The sequence below is a fragment of the Leucobacter sp. CX169 genome (assembly GCF_017161405.1).
GTDB lineage: Bacteria > Actinomycetota > Actinomycetes > Actinomycetales > Microbacteriaceae > Cx-87.
The window spans coordinates 1,597,247-1,614,775 of record NZ_CP071051.1 but is presented as its reverse complement, the minus strand read 5'-3'; the positions used below and the strand labels follow the sequence as shown (position 1 = coordinate 1,614,775).

General features: G+C 64.4%; 15 protein-coding genes and 2 tRNA genes. 6 read left to right on the top strand and 11 right to left on the bottom strand.

All coding sequences use genetic code 11. From position 1 onward, the window contains the following. Positions 1–262: 262 nt before the first annotated feature. Positions 263–338, bottom strand: a tRNA-His gene (locus JW030_RS07345). Between the two features lie 94 nt (positions 339–432). Further along, positions 433–1,077 (bottom strand): oligoribonuclease, encoded by a 645-nt coding sequence (gene orn, locus JW030_RS07340; RefSeq protein WP_188046646.1) that lies wholly within the window; start codon positions 1,075–1,077, stop codon positions 433–435. A gap of 101 nt (positions 1,078–1,178) precedes the next feature. On the opposite strand from orn, the gene def reads away from it, so the two are divergent. After that, the gene (def, locus tag JW030_RS07335; RefSeq protein WP_188046645.1) at positions 1,179–1,745 is read left to right on the top strand and encodes a peptide deformylase; all 567 of its coding nucleotides are present in this window, start codon (positions 1,179–1,181) and stop codon (positions 1,743–1,745) included. On the opposite strand, the gene JW030_RS07330 is transcribed toward def, so the two are convergent. Genes JW030_RS07330 through JW030_RS07320 form a run of 3 tightly spaced genes read right to left on the bottom strand, consistent with a single transcriptional unit; the run spans position 1,742 to position 6,699 of the window. Continuing rightward, a complete protein-coding gene (locus JW030_RS07330; RefSeq protein ID WP_188046644.1) occupies positions 1,742–2,935 on the bottom strand; it encodes an MFS transporter in 1,194 nt (397 codons plus the stop codon). The two genes, def and JW030_RS07330, sit on opposite strands and share 4 nt — an antisense overlap. Before the next feature lie 42 nt (positions 2,936–2,977). Continuing rightward, on the bottom strand, positions 2,978–4,921 hold the full coding sequence (locus tag JW030_RS07325; RefSeq protein ID WP_188046649.1) for an ABC transporter ATP-binding protein: 1,944 nt from the start codon (positions 4,919–4,921) through the stop codon (positions 2,978–2,980). A 44-nt stretch (positions 4,922–4,965) separates the two neighbouring features. After that, positions 4,966–6,699 (bottom strand): ABC transporter ATP-binding protein, encoded by a 1,734-nt coding sequence (locus JW030_RS07320; RefSeq protein WP_188046643.1) that lies wholly within the window; start codon positions 6,697–6,699, stop codon positions 4,966–4,968. Between the two features lie 176 nt (positions 6,700–6,875). Between JW030_RS07320 and JW030_RS07315 the strand changes: the two genes are divergently transcribed. Continuing rightward, positions 6,876–7,529, top strand: coding sequence for a HEAT repeat domain-containing protein (locus tag JW030_RS07315; RefSeq protein WP_188046642.1), 654 nt, complete (start codon positions 6,876–6,878; stop codon positions 7,527–7,529). Between the two features lie 39 nt (positions 7,530–7,568). After that, positions 7,569–7,641: transfer RNA gene (locus tag JW030_RS07310), tRNA-Arg, on the top strand. Here JW030_RS07310 and JW030_RS07305 read toward each other — a convergent pair. The 6 genes from JW030_RS07305 to JW030_RS07280 form a co-directional block, all read right to left on the bottom strand. Then, a complete protein-coding gene (locus JW030_RS07305) occupies positions 7,603–9,342 on the bottom strand; it encodes a recombinase family protein (protein WP_188046648.1) in 1,740 nt (579 codons plus the stop codon). The two genes, JW030_RS07310 and JW030_RS07305, sit on opposite strands and share 39 nt — an antisense overlap. A gap of 415 nt (positions 9,343–9,757) precedes the next feature. Then, positions 9,758–10,408, bottom strand: coding sequence for a hypothetical protein (locus JW030_RS07300; RefSeq protein WP_206348530.1), 651 nt, complete (start codon positions 10,406–10,408; stop codon positions 9,758–9,760). Positions 10,409–10,518: 110 nt separating this feature from the next. Continuing rightward, a complete protein-coding gene (locus tag JW030_RS07295; protein ID WP_183664354.1) occupies positions 10,519–11,010 on the bottom strand; it encodes a single-stranded DNA-binding protein in 492 nt (163 codons plus the stop codon). 73 nt (positions 11,011–11,083) lie between these two features. Beyond that, positions 11,084–12,850 carry a type IV secretory system conjugative DNA transfer family protein gene (locus JW030_RS07290; RefSeq protein WP_183664356.1) on the bottom strand — a complete coding sequence of 589 codons (1,767 nt, stop codon included), beginning with the start codon at positions 12,848–12,850 and terminating at the stop codon, positions 11,084–11,086. A 72-nt stretch (positions 12,851–12,922) separates the two neighbouring features. Next, complete coding sequence (locus JW030_RS07285) at positions 12,923–13,387, bottom strand: hypothetical protein (protein WP_183664358.1); 465 nt, start codon at positions 13,385–13,387, stop codon at positions 12,923–12,925. 154 nt (positions 13,388–13,541) lie between these two features. Then, positions 13,542–14,006 (bottom strand): hypothetical protein, encoded by a 465-nt coding sequence (locus JW030_RS07280; protein WP_183664360.1) that lies wholly within the window; start codon positions 14,004–14,006, stop codon positions 13,542–13,544. Between the two features lie 277 nt (positions 14,007–14,283). Between JW030_RS07280 and JW030_RS07275 the strand changes: the two genes are divergently transcribed. The 3 genes from JW030_RS07275 to JW030_RS07265 are packed head-to-tail and all read left to right on the top strand — an operon-like array spanning position 14,284 to position 17,456. Next, a complete protein-coding gene (locus tag JW030_RS07275; protein WP_026937607.1) occupies positions 14,284–15,363 on the top strand; it encodes a tyrosine-type recombinase/integrase in 1,080 nt (359 codons plus the stop codon). 3 nt (positions 15,364–15,366) lie between these two features. After that, a complete protein-coding gene (locus JW030_RS07270; RefSeq protein ID WP_054683702.1) occupies positions 15,367–15,696 on the top strand; it encodes a helix-turn-helix transcriptional regulator in 330 nt (109 codons plus the stop codon). 59 nt (positions 15,697–15,755) lie between these two features. Continuing rightward, complete coding sequence (locus tag JW030_RS07265) at positions 15,756–17,456, top strand: hypothetical protein (protein WP_206348528.1); 1,701 nt, start codon at positions 15,756–15,758, stop codon at positions 17,454–17,456. Positions 17,457–17,529: the final 73 nt, after the last annotated feature.

Genomic DNA, 17,529 nt, shown 5'->3' with positions numbered 1-17,529 from the left:
CGCTGCGATGATGCGAATCGGCGGATCTGCAACCAGGCGTTCTTTCGTAAAATCTTCATCGATGAAAACGGGGAAGCGCGGGCTGAGTACCAGCGACCGTATGGGTCGCTGTGTGATGCCGAGCAGCAGGCGAACGCACTGAACTGGGCAGCGGCGGCAAACGAAGCAGTAGCTGCATCAACAGGTGCAAAAACAAAAAAAGGTGAGGCCCAAACCTTCATAAGACTGGATAATCTTGTCGAGGGTTTGAACCTCACCACTATGGGGTGGCTAACGGGGCTCGAACCCGCGACCACCGGCACCACAAGCCGGTGCTCTACCAACTGAGCTATAGCCACCATGTGTTTTCTCGCCGATGCGAGGCAACCTGACCATCATAACCGACGATCTGGGGGAAGTTCCAATCGGCTACCCCCGGGCGGGTCGCGCGGGCTATTCGGGCGTTCCTGCGGACTCAACGAGCGAAGCGAACTGCTCGACGGTGGCCGCGGACAACTGACCGGCGCGCTTCGAATCGGGACCGGGGGAGTCAACGAGCGACGCTGCGCGGAAGTACGCGAGTTCCTGGATCGACTCGGCGATATCCGCGAGTGCGCGGTGCCCGCCGTGCTTGTCTGGGGCGTTGAAGAAGGCCTTCGGGTGCCAGCGGCGGGCGAGTTCTTTCAACGTAGAGACGTCGACACTGCGGTAGTGCAGGCGCTCGTCAAGCGTCGGCATGTAGCGCGTGATGAAGCGGCGATCCATGCCGATCGTGTTGCCGGCGACCAGTGGGCGGCGGCCTGCGGGGACAAAGCGATCAATGTAGGCGATCACCTGTGCCTCGGCTTCTTCGAGGGTGGCCCCTTCCTCGATGAGCTCGGAAAGCCCCGATGTCTCGTGCATGTTGCGGACGAAATCGTTCATCTGCGCGAGCGCCTGCGGTCCGGGGTTGATCACGAGCTGGAATCCTGGATCGAGCGGGACAAGGTCGAAATCGGTCACGATGACGCCGATTTCCACGAGGCCATCGTTCTCGACGTCCAGGCCGGTCATCTCACAGTCGATCCAGACGAGTTGCTCGGCGGGGGTGTTCGACATGACGTGTGCTCCTTCTGCGGCGCATGCGGGGTGCTGGCGCGGGGACGAGTCTATCGCCCACTGCGTCCGCCCGAGCGGCCAGGGATGGTTAGGCTTGACGCATGGCCATTCTTCCCATTCGCATCTCGGGCGAACCCGTGCTGCATCGCCCCGCTGCTCCCGTCACCGAGTTCGACCAGGAACTGCGGACGTTGGTGAGCGACATGTTCGAGACGACCGTCGCCGCCCCCGGCGTCGGGCTCGCGGCGCCGCAGGTGGGCGTGGGCCTCCGCGTCTTCGTCTGGGACTACGCCGACCAGGACGAGGCCCCTGCCCGGGGCGTCGCGATCAACCCCGAGCTCTGGATCTCGCCGCCCGAGCCAGGCCTGCCCAGCGAAGAAACCGAGGAAGAGGGCTGCCTCTCCTTCCCCGGGGAGCGGTACGCGCTGCGCCGGTCCGACCGCGCGCTGCTGCGGGCGCAAGATATCGAGGGCAAGCCGTTCGAGATCACGGCGAGCGGTTGGTTCGCCCGCATCCTGCAGCACGAGTACGACCACCTCGAGGGGCTGCTCTACGTTGACCGCCTCGTGCTGCCGTTCTCGCGTCGCGCGATGAAGGCAGAGCGGCGCAACGGCTGGGGCGAGCCCGGCATCAGCTGGACCCCGGGAATCGACGACCTCGAGGGCTAGGCGGTTCGCCGGCGCGAGTCGGGAGACACGCCCCAGAACGACAGCGCGACCACGAGGAGTGCCGCCGTTGCGGCGAAGGCCCAGCCAAAGCCGGCGAGGTCCACAATCGCACCGGCGATGAGTGGGCCGAGCACGCCACCCAGGTCTGCGGACATCGAGTACGCGGCGACCACGGTTCCACCCGGTCGCTTGCCCACGACGTCGGCGAGCACTGCCTGCTGCGCCGGGTTCGCGAGAGCGGATCCGGCACCGGCAACGAACATGCAGGCCATCGCGAGGCCGACCGTCGGCGAGGCGGGAAACACCAGGTAGCCGAGCGTCATGATCGCCATGCCGATGATGAGCAAGGGCTTGCGGCCTAGCCGATCAGTCCATCGGCCGGCGGGGAAGATGAGCAGCGCGTTCCCTGCGGCATACGCGGCGAGCACCCATGCCGCGACACTGGCATCGCCGCCGAGCGCTGCCGCGACAAAGAGTGGTACTACTGAGACGCGCACGCCAAACGATGACCAGCCGAAGCTGAAGACCGAGAAGAGGAGCGCGCGAAACTCGGGGAGGCGAAGGGCTTCTCGTAGCGGCAGCGGCTCCAGGTCGCTCGCGAGGCGCGGCCCGGCAACACCCGCGACCTTCGAGCCCCGCAGGGCGACGCTGACGATGGTGGCGGCGGCCACCAACGTAATGAAGTAGAAGACGAAAGGCGCTCGGATCCCGAAGCTCGCCACCAGTGCACCGAACACGGGTCCGAGCAGGCCGCCGAGGAGGAAGCCAGCCGAATTGATGCTGGCGACCCGCCCGCGAGCCTCGACCGGGCTGACCTTCACGAGCAGCGCGGTCGCCGCGATGCTGAACATCGCGGATCCGATACCGCCGAGGCCGCGGAGCACGATCAGCTGCGGATAACTCGCCGCGAGGGCGCAGGCTCCGGTGGAGAGCGCGACGATCAGAATGCCGATTGTGTAGATGCGCCGTTCGCCGAAGCGGCTGACCAGCCATCCAGCGAGTGGAGCCGACACGAGTCGCATGAGCGCGAATGCGCTGACGATCGCGCTGGCCGCCAGGTTGGATACATCGAATGCCTTGGCGAACTGCGGAATCGCCGGCGCGACGACGCCGTAGCCCAGCGCGACGGTGAAACCGCCTGCGACGAGCGCCCACACCTCGAAAGGGAAGGTTTTGCGGGTTGCGGGCACACCACATTCTATCGACGCGAGGTGACCTCTCGGGCCGGGCCGCTACTCGTTCATGGGGGCGTCAAACTGCGCGTTGTACAGCCGCCAGTACGCACCCTTCGCCGCCAGAAGTTCGCCGTGCGTGCCCTGCTCAACAATCGAGCCGTCCTCCATGACCAGAATGAGATCGGCGTCGCGGATGGTGGACAGGCGGTGAGCGATCACAAACGCGGTGCGATTCTCGCGGAGCTTCGACATCGCGCGCTGAATGAGAAGCTCGGTGCGTGTGTCGACGGACGAGGTGGCTTCATCGAGGATGAGGAGCCGCGGGTCGGCGATGAAGGCGCGCGCGATGGTGATGAGCTGCCGTTCGCCGACGCTCAGATTGGTGGCCTCGTCATCGAGCAGCGTGTCGTACCCCTCGGGCAACATGTGCACGAACCGGTCGACGTAGGCGGCAGATGCCGCCTCACTCAATTCCTCCTCGCTTGCGGAAGGACGCCCGTACAGGATGTTCTCGCGAATGGTTCCGGCGAACAGCCAGGTGTCCTGCAGCACCATTCCGGTGCGGGCGCGGAGGTCGTCCCGGCTCATCCGCCGAATGTCGACCGATTCTGCGGCTGCATCCTCACCCGTGCTGAGGGTGATCTCGCCGGAGTTCACGTCGTAGAAACGCATGACTAGGTTGACCAGCGTCGTCTTGCCCGCGCCCGTCGGGCCCACGATGGCGACGGTGCTGCCCGGGTGCACGGACAGGTTCAACCCCTCGATGAGTGGCTTGTCCGGGGCGTAGCGGAACGAGACGTCCGTGAACTCGAGGTGGCTCGCTGTCGGGGACACCGTTGCGGCAGGATCGTCGTCCGGGGTCTGTTCCTCCTCGTCGAGCAACTCGAATACCCGCTCGGCGCTCGCGACGCCCGACTGCAGCAGGTTCGCCATCGATCCGAGCTGAGTGAGCGGCTGGGTGAACTGCCGCGAGTACTGGATAAACGCTTGTACGTCGCCGATGGACATCTGGCCTGCAGCCACGCGGATGCCGCCCACCACGGCGATCGCGACGTAGACGAGATTGCCGATGAAGGTCATGCTCGGCATGATGATGCCCGACACAAACTGGGCGCCGAAGCTCGCCCGATACACGCGGTCGTTCTCGGCGGCAAATGCTTCCTCGGCCTCTCGCTGGTGTCCAAAGACCTTGACCACGGCGTGGCCCGAGAAGGTCTCTTCGACCCGGGCGTTCAGGATGCCCGTCTGCTTCCACTGCTCGGTGAAGAGCTTCTGCGAGCGCCGGGCGACCAAGACTGTGATGAGAATCGTCAGCGGAATGGTGACGAGCGCGATCGCGGCGAGCAGGGGTGAGATGAGGAACATCATGAGCAAGACGCCAATGACGGTGAGCAGCGAGGTGATGATTTGGGACAGGGTCTGTTGGAGTGACTGACCGATATTGTCGACATCGTTCGTGACTCGGCTCAGGAGCTCGCCGCGCTGCACACGGTCGAAATAGCTCAGCGGAAGCCGATGGATCTTGTCCTCAACCTGGAGCCGTATCCGGTGCGTCGCCCGCTGCACCACGACGTTCAAGATGCGCGCCTGGAAGAGCGCGAACACGCTGCCCAACGTGTACACAGCGAGCACCAGAGTCAGGATCCACCCGAGGTGCGCAAAGTCGATGCCCTGCCCGGGGGTGATCGCCATCGAGCGCAACATGTCCGCCTGGTCCGTGTTCCCGGCTGCCGTGAGCTGATCGACAATCTGCGCCTGTGTGGTCCCTTTCGGGAACTGCAGCGAGATGAAACCGTTGAACACAATGTTCGTGCCTTCGCCCAGCAGCTTCGGCCCGGTCACCGTCAGCCCGACGCTCAGGACCCCTAACACGAGCACCAGGAGGATCCTGCTGGCATCCTGACGAAGCGTTCCGAGCAGCCGCTTCGCCGACGGGAGAAAGTTCTTCGCTTTCACGACCGGCGCACCCGCCCCGCCACCCATCGGGCCGCGACCGCCCATGGGCCCGCGTGCCGGGGGAGACTGCTGTTGGCTCCGTGTCTCGCTCACTGGGTGGCCTCCACGCTCTCCTGCGACTCGACAATCTCGCGGTACGTTTCGTTCAGTTGCACGAGCTCGTCGTGCGTGCCGATTCCCACCACCTCGCCATGATCGAGCACGACGATTTGGTCCGCATCGCGGATGGTGCTGACGCGCTGCGCAACCACCAGGCGGGTCGCGTCGGGAACGCCCGTCGTGAGCGCTCGGCGCAGCGCCGCATCGGTCGCCACGTCGAGCGCCGAGAACGAGTCATCGAAGATATAGATCTCGGGCCGCTTCACCAGCGCTCGCGCGATGGCCAATCGTTGGCGCTGTCCGCCCGAGACGTTCGTGCCGCCCTGGGCAATTTCGGACCCGAGGCCCTGTGGCATTGCCTCGACAAAGCTCCGCGCCTGCGCGATCGTGAGGGCGTGCCAAAGCTCCTCGTCCGTCGCGTCTGGGTTCCCATAGCGGAGGTTCGAGGCGACCGTTCCCGAGAACAGAAACGCGCGTTGTGGGACAAGGCCGATGCGCTGCCAGAGCTCGTCCGGGTCAAGCTCACGCACGTCCGTTCCGTCGACCCGCACTGATCCGGCGGTGACGTCAAACAGGCGCGGTACGAGCCCGATCAGCGTCGTCTTGCCCGAACCGGTGGAGCCGATGATGGCGGTCGTAGTGCCGGGCGCGACGCGGAAGCTCACACGCTTGAGCACGGGCTCCTGCGCGCCCGGATAGGAGAACTCGACCGCGTCGAGCTCGATTTCCCCTGTCGTCCGCGCGGGACGAACGGGGCGGGCGGGGGCCTCGACGGACGGATCGGTGTCGAGCACCTCGCCGATCCTGTTGGCACAGACGGCCGCGCGCGGGATCATGACGAACATGAAGGCGGCCATCATGACCCCCATCAAGATCTGCATGAGGTACTGCAAGAAGGCGAAGAGTGTGCCGATCTGGGCGCTCCCGTCCTGCACCTGGAAGCCGCCAAACCAGATGACGGCGACGCTCGAGACGTTCATGACGAGCATGATCGCGGGGAACATGAGCGCCATCAGGTTGCCCGCCCGAATACCGACCTCGGCAACCCCTTCGCTTGCCGCCTCGAAGCGGCGACGCTCGTCCGGCTCTCGCACGAAGGCTCGAATCACGCGGATGCCGGTGAGCTGCTCTCGGAGGATCTGATTGATCCGGTCGATTCGCTTCTGCATGAGCTGGAACGCGGGCACCATGCGCGTCACGATGAGGCTCACCACAATGAGCAACGCCGGGATACTCACCGCCATCAGCCACGACAACCCGACATCCTGTCGCAGTGCCATGATTACGCCGCCGATCGCGAGCATGGGGGCTGACACCATGAGGGTTGCGGTGACCTGGACAAGCATCTGCACTTGCTGGACGTCGTTCGTGTTGCGGGTGATGAGCGAGGGGGGTCCGAATTGGCCGACCTCTCGCTGGGAGAACGCGACGACGCGGTGGAACAGGTCCGAGCGGAGGTCCCGACCGACTCCCATCGCAAGCTTCGACCCGAAGTAGACCGCGATGATTGCGCAGATCACCTGGACGAGCGTGATGCCCAGCATCAGGAGCCCGGTGGACCAGATGTATCCGATATCACCCGTGACGACGCCGTCGTTGATGATGTCGGCGTTCAAGTTCGGCAACATTAGTGACGCGATCGACTGGGCCAGCTGGAAGACGATGACCGCGCTGACGAGGGGCCATGCCGGGCGGAGATAGCGCTTCAGGAGAGTCCAGAGCACGAGATGTCCTTTCCTGCGGCGGCACAGCGTCGACCCCTCCACGCTAATGAAAGTGGGCTTCGAGCACTAGTGGGGGAAAGGTCGCCGCGAAGCCAGATCTCAGATTGGCACCCAGCTCGCGAGCCAGCGCGCGTCACATGTGACCGGGTGCTCCGGGGAACGTGTTTGATGGAGGCATGACTACCACGCACAACGGAGCGGCCGCAGCGCGGCTGCACGCGGCTCTGGGCGCTGCTGATTCCTCCGATCGTCTGCAAGCGGCACTGACCGCTGGAACCTACCCAGAGCCCGAGTATCTCGAGGTGCTGGTCGCCCGGTGCGCCGACGAATCCGACTTCGGCGTGCGCGAAATGCTCACGTGGTCGCTCACTCGGCAACCGGCAGATCTGGTGGTGCCTCGATTGCTGCTCGAGGTTCGGGCTCCTGCTACCCAGGCACGCAGCCAGGCGCTGCACACGCTCTCGAAGATCGGTGACCCGCGCGGGTGGGCTGCGATTTCCGTGGCTCTCCTGCAGGATCCCGACGACGACGTCGCACGCAGTGCGTGGCGGGCAGCCGTCGTGCTCGTTCCCATCGATCACGCGGCGTGGTTGGCCGAGCAGTTGACAACTCAGCTGGACCGGGGGAGCCGGGAGGTGCAGCTCAGCCTTGGTCGAGCGTTCTCGGCGCTAGGGGACGCTGCCGTTCCTGCGCTCGAGCAGGCGGGCGCTCGGGGTGGCGCCGAGATTGGTGTGCGGGTGGCGGCGGCGATTCGGCTAATTCGCGACCCGGACGAGGGCTACGAGTCGGCGCTGTACGAGGCCCGGCGGGCGCTCGAGGGATGGGGCTGAGCGAAGCCGTCCCGGCCGGCATAGTACGCTGGTCGAGTCGCCTCCGTAGCTCAGGGGATAGAGCAAGAGCCTTCTAATCTCTTGGTCGCAGGTTCGAATCCTGCCGGGGGCACCCAATGTTCGACGTTCGAAACTGCGACACGTTAGTGCGTGTCGCAGTTCGGCCGTCGGTCTCCGCTCCGTCGCCCTGCTCGCTCCACGCAGCCGCTCCGCGCTGCACTTCCGGGTCGAGGATTACGTTGAATGGCTTCGCCAGTTCACCTTTTATCTCTTTGTGCTCGCCAATGCGGATGCGAGTAAAGAACGCCTGGTTCGCTAGGCGTCGATTCTGGTCGTCACACCCGGCGTAAATCCGCCCAATGTCGGCCGCAAGGTCAAGACAGTCATCGATGTGGTGCCGTGCTTCGGCGTAGTCGTTGTGGTGCTCTGCAAGACGGTCATCGATCGCGGCGACCTCAGCACGGAGTCGATCTTGGAACTTCGCGAACTGCTCCAAGCTCAAGGCATCTTTCAGGTGCGCTTCGAGGAGCCGGTCTTGCTCTGTGATGTTCTTTGCACGCCTGCGAGTGAGGTCGGCGACCTCGGTTGACGAGGACTTAGTGAGGCGGTCAAGTTCGTGGTGGAGCATGCCGCGCAGCGCATCCCGAGTAGCCGGCGTGATCTGCACACGCTGGTAGTAATCAACGATGAGCGCTTCGACGTCGGTCGTCAGGATCGCTGCTTGCGTGCAGTCGGTGCGCTTTCGATGACGACCGAGGCAGACGAAGTACGGGTAGATATCACCGTTGCGAGCTTTGGTCTTGTTTACCATCAGTCGCGCCCCGCACTGCTGGCAGAACACGCTGCCTTTGAGGTAGTGGTCGTGCTTCTGCGTGCGATCACCGGACGCGTTGTGCGAGGCGAGCACGGACTGCACTTGGTACCAGACTTCAGGCTCGACGATCCGTTCGTGGGCACCGTCGTAACGGACCCCGCGGTAGACGACGTCCCCTTTGTAGTAGGGATTCTGCAGCATCCGATGCACTGAAGATAGCGGGATCGACCTCGAAGGTCGTCGCGGGCTTGGCACGGAGATGAGCCCTCTGCCCAAGAGCTCAGCGGTCAGTTTCGCCAGTGAGTAGTTTCCGGCTGCGTATGCTTCGAAGGCCCACTTCACGAGCGGAGCACGTTCCGGGTCGAGTGCGACGGAGCGGACCTCACGGCCGAGTTCGTCGCGTTCGAGCGTGTTTAGGTATCCGAGTGGAGCCTTCGACGGGGTGCCACCGGTCATGGCTTTCTGGGTCATCCCTTTGACGACTTCGGTGGCGAGGTTTCGCGAGTAGAACTCCGCGATCGTGGACATGATGCCGTGGAGCAGCATCCCCGAAGGGGTTTCGTCGATGTTCTCCGTCGCTGAGACCAGCATCACTCCGGCTTCTTGGAGGGCGAAGTGGATGGCGACGTCATCGGCACGGTTTCGTGCGAGGCGGTCGACTTTGTGCACTATGCAGTACGCGACCCGGTGGGTTTTCACGTACTGGATCATGCGCTGCAAGGCAGGCCGGTCAGCCTTCTTCGCGGACTCACCCGCATCAACGAACTCTTCAATGACGACCGCCCCAAGCTGGGAGGCTTTGTGCAGATTCGCGTCCCGTTGCGCAGGGATTGAGAAACCTTCGTCCTGGCCTCCTTTCTCAGCCTGCTCTTTGGTAGAGACGCGCAGATAGGAGACGGCGAAGGCTTCGCCGGAGAGGGCAACTCCGAGCGGTCTTGTCGCTGTTCCGAGAGGAGATTGTTGACTCTGGGCTGGAGCCTGGAGGGTGCGAGCGCGCATGGCGGGCCACCTTTCACTCGACAGAAACAGAAATGGAAATGCCCTGCCAGCAGGTGCGTGCGTCGAGTGTGGTGGCTGCCGGCGATGAGCCTGGCGTCTGCGTTCCGGTTCGGTGAGGAGCGGTTCGCGTGTGGTTAGTGCGCGCCCCGACCGTTCAGGTTGGAAGGGCGTGTAGTTGTTCGATGGTACCTTGCGGTGCCAGTGAGTTACAGGTGCTGAGGAGATTTGAAAGATGACGGCGGCTTTGCGCCCTCACGCTGCTCGCGGGCTTCAGCGACACGTTCGAGCGTAAGACGGATAAACAGTTCCGTGAGGACCCCAAGGTCGGGCTCAGGCCTGTGAACTGCGTCGACGAAAAAGCGTCGCTCCGCGTACGGCACGTATCCAGTTCGGCGCTCATACCGCTTCGTACGGCTCATTGCCCGCGCCTCTCATCCTCTACTACTTTCCGAATGACCGCGTCCAGCTCTGCCAGCCGACCCGCAACCTGCTCGGCGACGAAGGAAGCGAAATCGTCCGTACGATCGGCCACTGGTCGTTCAGCCGTGTCGGGTTCGACCCAATCTTCAGCTTCCCCGCCGGGCCATGGCGTGACCCTGGTGGGTCGGTCGCGGTCAAGCCGAGTACCGGATATCGTGACCCAGTCGCGGAGGCGTTCCCGGGCGACAGCGAAGTCGTGATGCCAGGCAAGGGCCTGGTTCCCTTTGGCTTGCGGGTCGAAACAGAACAACCAGTGTTGCCTGAGTGCCGAGAGTTCCCACAAGAGTTCGGGGTGACGGTGCCACATCGGCGGCACGACCTGGGCGGGCAGGCCGTAGGTGTGACGGAGCCAGTCAACCCAGGCATTCAGGGCGAGGAGTTCGTGTTCGACATCATCAGGTGGCAGGGTGAGCCAGTTAATCGGACGAGGCACAGCGGCAAGCGTCGCGGCGAGGTCGTTCACGTAGGCCTGTTTCGCGAGCTGCCGGGTCTTCGCTTCGATCTCCGGAGGCAAGTCAGACAGGTCCACCCCATCGAAGTCAGGCTTTGGCTGGGGTAAATGAGGCGAGGTGTTATCGGGGTTCATGAGAAACTCCATCGGCGAAGAAGTCGTACGCACCGGGACAGTGCGCCAAGTAAGAAGTCGAGTGCGGCGACCAGATGGAGGTGTACGGGGTACTGGTCGCCGCACCCGGGTCATCGGGCCACGGCCTCGCGAGGAGGGGTGTTGTCGCGGGCAGCTGTGGCAGGTTCAGGGTCCAGCTGCGCTTCTCGCTCCGCGAGTGCCTGTTGCACTTGTTCCTGTACCGGGGCCTCCCGCTTTGCAGCGTCGCGTTCCGGGCCGGTGCGGTCAACCGTGTAGCGGGTGATGTTGTTGTCATGTCCGATTCGGGACGCGACAAACTGTTCTCGGTCGGCCCCTTCGTTGCCGGTGTATGTGCGGGTTTCACCCTCGGCGATGAAGTTGTCGCCTTTACGGAACTGCGCATGCGCGAGTTCAGCGGATTTACGGAACATCACGAGGTCAGTGAATGCCGGATCCAGGTTTGTGAAAGTACCGTCTTCTTCGAAGCGGGCCTGCGGTTGCCCGACACGCATATACAAACGCGCATCCCCTTTGCTGGTGAACGTCAGTTCCGGGTCGGATGCGATGAAACCCGAGAGGGATTCCTTCGTGCGAATAGTCATCAGCTTCACTCCTATCGATCATCGCCCCCGCGGAATCGCTGGGACTACCCGACAGGTACGATCCCGATCCGGACTATCTGGCACGGCCCTGAAGTGTCTGCTCGATCTCGGCCCGGTCGGTGCGGAGTTGCTTCGAGTCGGCGCGGTTCGGCCAAGGCCGCAAGTTCGTGATGATGGGGCGTGCGGTGCGGAGCATCACCACCCCGGTTCCGAACGGGAGCGTGCGCAGCACATCGGGTGGCAGGATCGGCACGCGTCGGATCGATCGCTGGCTCGAGTGCGCTCCGTACGCGTCGGTGGTAATGGAGTCGGTGGTTTCGTCGCGGTCCCCGATGAGGGTGGCGAGGTCTTGCAGGTCTCTGCTGTTGGATGCGCCTCCGAGGATGATCTTCACGATGGAGGCGTCCCAGATCGCGTTGGCCTGGTTCTCGCCCCACTTTTCCCGCGCTTGGGCCAGCGACTGCAGCACCGGCAGCGGGGTGATGCCGGTGCCGCCGCCTTCCGCCATCAGCGTCGGCAGACTGGGTAACGGTGCGAGGTTCCCGATCTCGTCGAGCGCGAGCAGGAGAGGTGGGTCCATGCGGGCTCCCGGTGAGTGTGCGGCGATCTTCCTCGCGGTCTCGACGAGGTCTTCGATGAACGCCGCCACCAGCGCAGATGCCGCCCCAGCACCGGCCCCCGTCGCCAGTAGGTACAAAGTTCCGTTACCCAACAGGAATGATTCCGGGTCGAACTCTTCGCCCGGGGCTGGGCTCACCGCGTCAAGGACGCGAGGATCGGCCAGGGCGGAGAACGCGAGGGAGACGCCTTGCCAGATGGAGTCCCTGGTGCGTGGGTCGGCTTGCACCATCGCATCCAATGAGTCTGCCCATCCTTCCGCTGCTCCCGGGTGTGAGGAGAGGATCCGGACAGCATCGGCGGCGAGAGTCGGGTTTAGTGCCCACTTGTAGAGCGTTCTCGCGCCGCGCCCATCCAGTGCTGCCGCGTGCAGGAGTCCTTGGATTGCGGCAGTGGTCTTTCCTTCCCAGAATCCGGCATCTTGGACACCACCGAACCCGGTGGCCGTGGCAAGGCCTTTCGCGCGGATCATCGCCGTCAACGGGTCCTGGCAGCCCCTCACCGGTGACCAGCGCATCCCCGCGGGCAGTCCCGGGGCCAGCTGCTGCGGGTCGAAGACGGCAACCTTTCCCTTCCGTGCCCGCGCTTTCAACGTCGCGGTGAGATTGTCAGGGCGGGTGGAGGTTGTGATGACAGCACCGGGCGCGTCGAGAATTGCGTTGATGACCACATGCAAACCTTTCCCGGAACGGGGCGGACCGATCAACAGGATGCTGTCTTCAACGGTCGCCCACACCTGCCCGCCTTTGCCGGTGCCGAGGAGATATCCAACATCGGCAGGGACCGGCTTTCCGGTCAGTGACGGCCGCAGCGTTGCAGCCTTCTTTACCAGGGCCTTTGCCGAGGCAACCCGGGCGACCTCGGCTGCTGTTGCGGTGCCGGCCAACCAGTGCGGGTCGGTTTTTGAGTGGGCCTGGTGGATTGCCCGCCAGACGAAGAAGCCCGCCGTTCCGAGGATCCCGAGGAACAGGGCGACGATGACCCAGTAGAGGATCGGGTTGAGGCCGTCAGCACCGAGTGCTTTCCCTGGATCGGTGGGGGTGGCGAGAACGCTGACGCCGGAGGTGAACCCTTCGGTGGGTTCCGGCAGGCCACTGAGGAACGCTGCCACGCTGCCTGCGATTCTTATGAGTCCGGTGAAGCCGGCAGCGGCAATGAGGGTGCCGAGGGCGAGGTTGATGAAGAGATCGTTGGCGGGTTTCGCCTGCACAGGGCCAGACATGACGGGCCACCTTCCTGACCCCGAGACAGGGCGTGCGGGGTCAGGAGAACAGGTGCGGGGCGCTGTGCCGGGTCAGTCGATGCGCTGCACCGATGTGGTGCCGGAGATCCGGCCGAACAGAATCACCTCACCTGTCACGACTGGTTTCTCTCCACGATCCAAAAGCGCCCGGGCGGTGCCCGTCGGTCCTGCGGAGGAATGGCGGAGAATCAGGGCGAGGGCAACATCCTCGCCGGGTACGAATCCATCGGCGGCGAACTCCAACAAGCTCGGTAGCACCACCGCTGCGGGTACGTCGGCGGGCGGGGCAAACGGTGACCGAGGCTGCGGTGCGGGCGCGGTGAGGATATCGGCGTGGACGCTGCCATCCAGCTCCCGCACCTCCACCCGTGTCGGTGATCCGAGCCGGGCGATGAGCTCGGTGAGGGTCTGCGTGATATCGCTTCGCCGGATCGGGGTGGCCGAGAGCTTATCTCCGTTGACGGTGGCGATGAGTGTGTCGGCATTGATGGCCTCGAGGAGGATCTGCGGAAGCACCGGTGGCACCACGACCATCTCTGCGCGCTGGTCTGACGGTGGGACGGGTGGGACGGGTGGGTTCTGTGGGGTTCGGCGGGCACGGCGCAGACTCATACGATCACGTCCGCACGAACGAAAACGAGCGAAGACATTGGAGGGTGATTTCTTGGGTTCATGACAACAAGGTGCGCGGCCCGCCCGCCCGGTCGACGGCCGTCGTCGTGATGGGATCAGCGGTGAGGGCCTGTTCCCGTTCTGCATGATCGTGAGAAGTCTTCGCCCATTCCTTGGCGAGGTCCAGTAGCTGCTGATAGTCGCCGGCCTTGACTTCGCCATGCGCGAGAGACCTCCAGGGATAGCTGCCATCAGCTTGCCGAACTCGTGCCTGTGAATCCCATGTCCACGAGGTTGCCACCCGATCGTCGTCGGACCAATCGGTGCCCGTGTATTGCTCCTCGACCGCGAACCGGGTCATCGAGCCTGCTTCTGGATACAGGAAGAAATGGCCGCTCCCGAAGGTGACGGGGTCCTCCCACGCGAGAATGACGTGCTCTGGGTATCTCTGCGCGATCTCTTCCAACCCGTCCACCAACGCGGTCGAGTGTTGGGCGAGTTCCTCCTCGGACAAGCCGCTCATCGCGCCGCCGCCCCTACAGGCGACACCGTTCGCGGTGACGAGATGGGTGCGCCCTGCATGCTCATGACAGGCCCGCAGTGCTACCGGGAGCTGTGGGGTTAGGCGGATTTGTCTCTATTCCCGCGTCTTCGTGAGTTGCTTCCATGTGGTTCAGGTGCGTCCTGCCCGCTGTAGCAACGAAGCCACGCCGGATCAAGATTCCTGACAAACCATCACGATTCCTGACGATTCGGGCGTATTCTTGATGCATGGTCAGGATTGCTGAAGTAGCGGGCTGATGAACCTCGCTGTCGTTCGGAGTATCGGGACCGCTCGCGGGTGGCGGTCCGAGGAAGATGCTGCGGACTTCGAGCAGGAGATCATCGACCAGTACGCGCTCGCGATGGCCGCAGCTGGGCTCAGCGACGCTTACATCTCGCACTCACGAACAGCGATCTTCGAGCTCCGTTCGCACGTGAATATCCCGCTGTGGCAGGTCAAGCCCGCCGACGCGGACGCGTTTCTTGCCGGGCTTCGCCGAGCGGGTCTTGCGGCTTCGACGCGTGCGGGCAAAGCGGGCGTGATCGCCCAGTTCTTCGACTTTGCGATCAGTCGGTATCAGGCCGACATCAACGCGCTTACCGGGTGGGTGATCGAGCAGCCCATCGATGAGTACAACCGGCAATCGGGTTCGTCGCTCGGCAAAGTCCGCGTCCCGCCCTCGGACGCGGAGGTCGACCGACTCTTCGGCGGCTGGGCGGCTTCGTTGCAGGATGAGCGGCGATTTCTCCCGGCGGCGCGGAACTACTTCGCGGCGTCGTTGTGGCGGCGAGTCGGGCTGCGGATCACGGAGAGCACGAAACTCGATCTTCGCGACTGGCGGCCCGATCTCGGCACGCTCGGGAAACTGCATGTCCGATTTGGGAAAGGCTCGCGCGGGCGCGGCTCGAAGCAGCGCCTGGTTCCCGCGATCAACGGTGCCGACAAGCTCATGGATTGGTGGCTCGGCGACGTGCGGCACAGGTTCGGCCCGGATTGGGATGACCCGGATGCGCCGCTGATCCCGTCGGAACGGTTCGATCATGAGCTCGGCCGCACGGGGAGGGCCAGCGACGATGTGCTCCGGCGCGGGCTGGTGCGTGCGACCGAGCGGTTTCTGCCTGCGTGGTCGGGTGATCTGACTCCGCACGTGCTGCGGCACTATTGCGCGTCGTCGCTGTATCTGGCGGGTATGGACTTGAAAGCCCTCCAAGAACTGCTCGGGCATCAGTGGCTGTCGACGACGACGCAGTACATCCACGTCTCGAGCCAGCACATCGAGGATGCGTGGGCGCACGCGAACAAGAGCGTTGAGGAACGATTCGAAGGGATGGCGTGACTGATGAAGTGGAACCTGAGAGTCCAGGCCGCTGAGCGCGGCATCTGGAAGTCTGCGGAGTTGCGGCGCATGCTCGCCGCCGCTGGGTTGGAGATGAGCCAGGGCAAGATGTCGGGGCTGTGGACGGGCACTCCGACGACGATCCGCCTTGATGATCTCGACGTGATCTGCCACGTCCTGGACTGCCAGCCGACAGACCTCCTCGTGCCCGAACCGGAAAAGGTCAGCGCGCGCACGCGAAGGCTCGAGCAGCACAGCGAGGCCAACGGTTCGACACCGCGAGTGACGCCACGGTTGGGCGCGAAGGATGACCGGCCCGCCCCGCCACTATGAGTCCGGCACGCGGTCCGAACGGGCCGCTGAGCCCGCCGCTGCCCTGCACGGGGTGCGGCGTGAAACCGGCCGCGTGGCTCCAGCCTCGCGTCGACTACTGCTACGACTGCATCCCCGGCGGCCCCTTCGCTCCGCCGCTATGCCGCAGATGCGGATCGAGCGAGTACTACAGCCAAGGATTGTGCGCGCATTGCCATCCGGGAAGTCCCGGCTTCATGGGGTCCTGCCGTGATTGCCTGGCCTGGGGCGTCTACCGGAATCGCAACTGGCGGTGCCCGAAGTGCCGCTGGTGGTTCAAGCACTACCCGCAAGGCGAATGCGTCTCGTGCCATCGCGACGTCACCATCGGTGAGCAGGGCTACTGCCGCCTCTGCCTGGAGACCGCCCGGATGCTGCAAGTACTCGGCGAACCGCTCGACCTCGACGCACCGCGAAAGTTCGGGGCGCAACTGTTCTTCGCCGTGATGAACGATCCCCGCAGGCCTGCCGAGAAGCACCGGCCGATGGCGATGAGCCTGCGCCAAGCGATCCGGCTCGTCGCCGCGCCGCCGCCGGTCGCCGAGAGCACCCAGCCGGTGCTGTTCGATCTGGATCCCGACCCGGAACGGGTGCGGCAGCGCTCGAACGAGATCCGGCTGCGCGACATCACCTCCCGCACCGATCACTTCCTGTACGCCCGCGCCGCCGAGTATGCGTGGAGCAAACGGCAGACGAACCAGGTGCGGCGCACGTTGAAGATTCTCCAGCTCGTGTTCCCCGGCGCGAATCTGCACTTCCGTGCTTCCGACATTCTCGCGATGCGCCGCTACGACGATGACGGCAACATCCGCTCCACGATCGAAGTCCTGGGCGACGCCGACCTCCTCATCGACGACCGAGTGCCGACGTTCGAGCAGCTCTTCGCCCGTAAGACCAGGCATCTGCCCGAGCCGATGCGCTCCCAGCTCGAACTCTGGCGCGACATCATGGCCGACGGATCGAAGACCACGCCGCGCCGTCAACCCCGCGACACGATGACCGTGAAAGGGCAGATGTACGGCATCCTCCCCGCGATCACCCGCTGGGTCGAGGAAGGCCGCACCAGCCTGACCGGGATCAGCACTGAAGACATCCTCGACGCGCTCCCGGATGATCCGAGCCGCCAGCACACGATGATGCTCGGCTTCCGCACCCTGTTCACGATCCTGCGCGGCCGCAAGATCGTCTTCGCCGACCCGACGAAACCGATTCCGCTGCGCGGCCCCAAACGCACGATCCCGCTCCCGATGGAGAAGTCCGCGATCCGTGACGCGCTCACCAGCCCTGACCCCGCAATCGCTCTGGCCGTCGCCCTCGTCGCTTTCCACGCCCTCACCACGCAACAGGTGCAGCACGTCCAGCTCACCGATATCATTGACGGCAGACTCCGCATGCCCGACGGCCGTACGATCCCGCTCGCCGAACCCGTGCGGGTGCGCCTGGCCGCCTGGCTCGACCATCGCGCCACGCGTTGGCCCGAGACGAAGAACCCGTACCTGCTCGTCACGATCCAGACCGCGCCGCGCCTGTCGCCACCGGGCCGGAACTTCCCCTGGAAGAAGGCCGGAGTCACCGCGCAGGCGCTGCGCACTGACCGCATCCTCTACGAGGTCGAACAGGCCGGCGGCGATGTGCGACGCATCTGCGACCTGTTCGGCATCGGCATCGACACCGCCCTCCGCTATGCGCATCCCGCCCGAGTCGACCGTCCTGTAGATGACGGCGGCGACTCCGCCGGGTGAACACTCGGCGAACAACCTCCCGAACGCACCTACCCGACTTGCCGCTTGGTTCGATGAATGTCAATATAGAGAC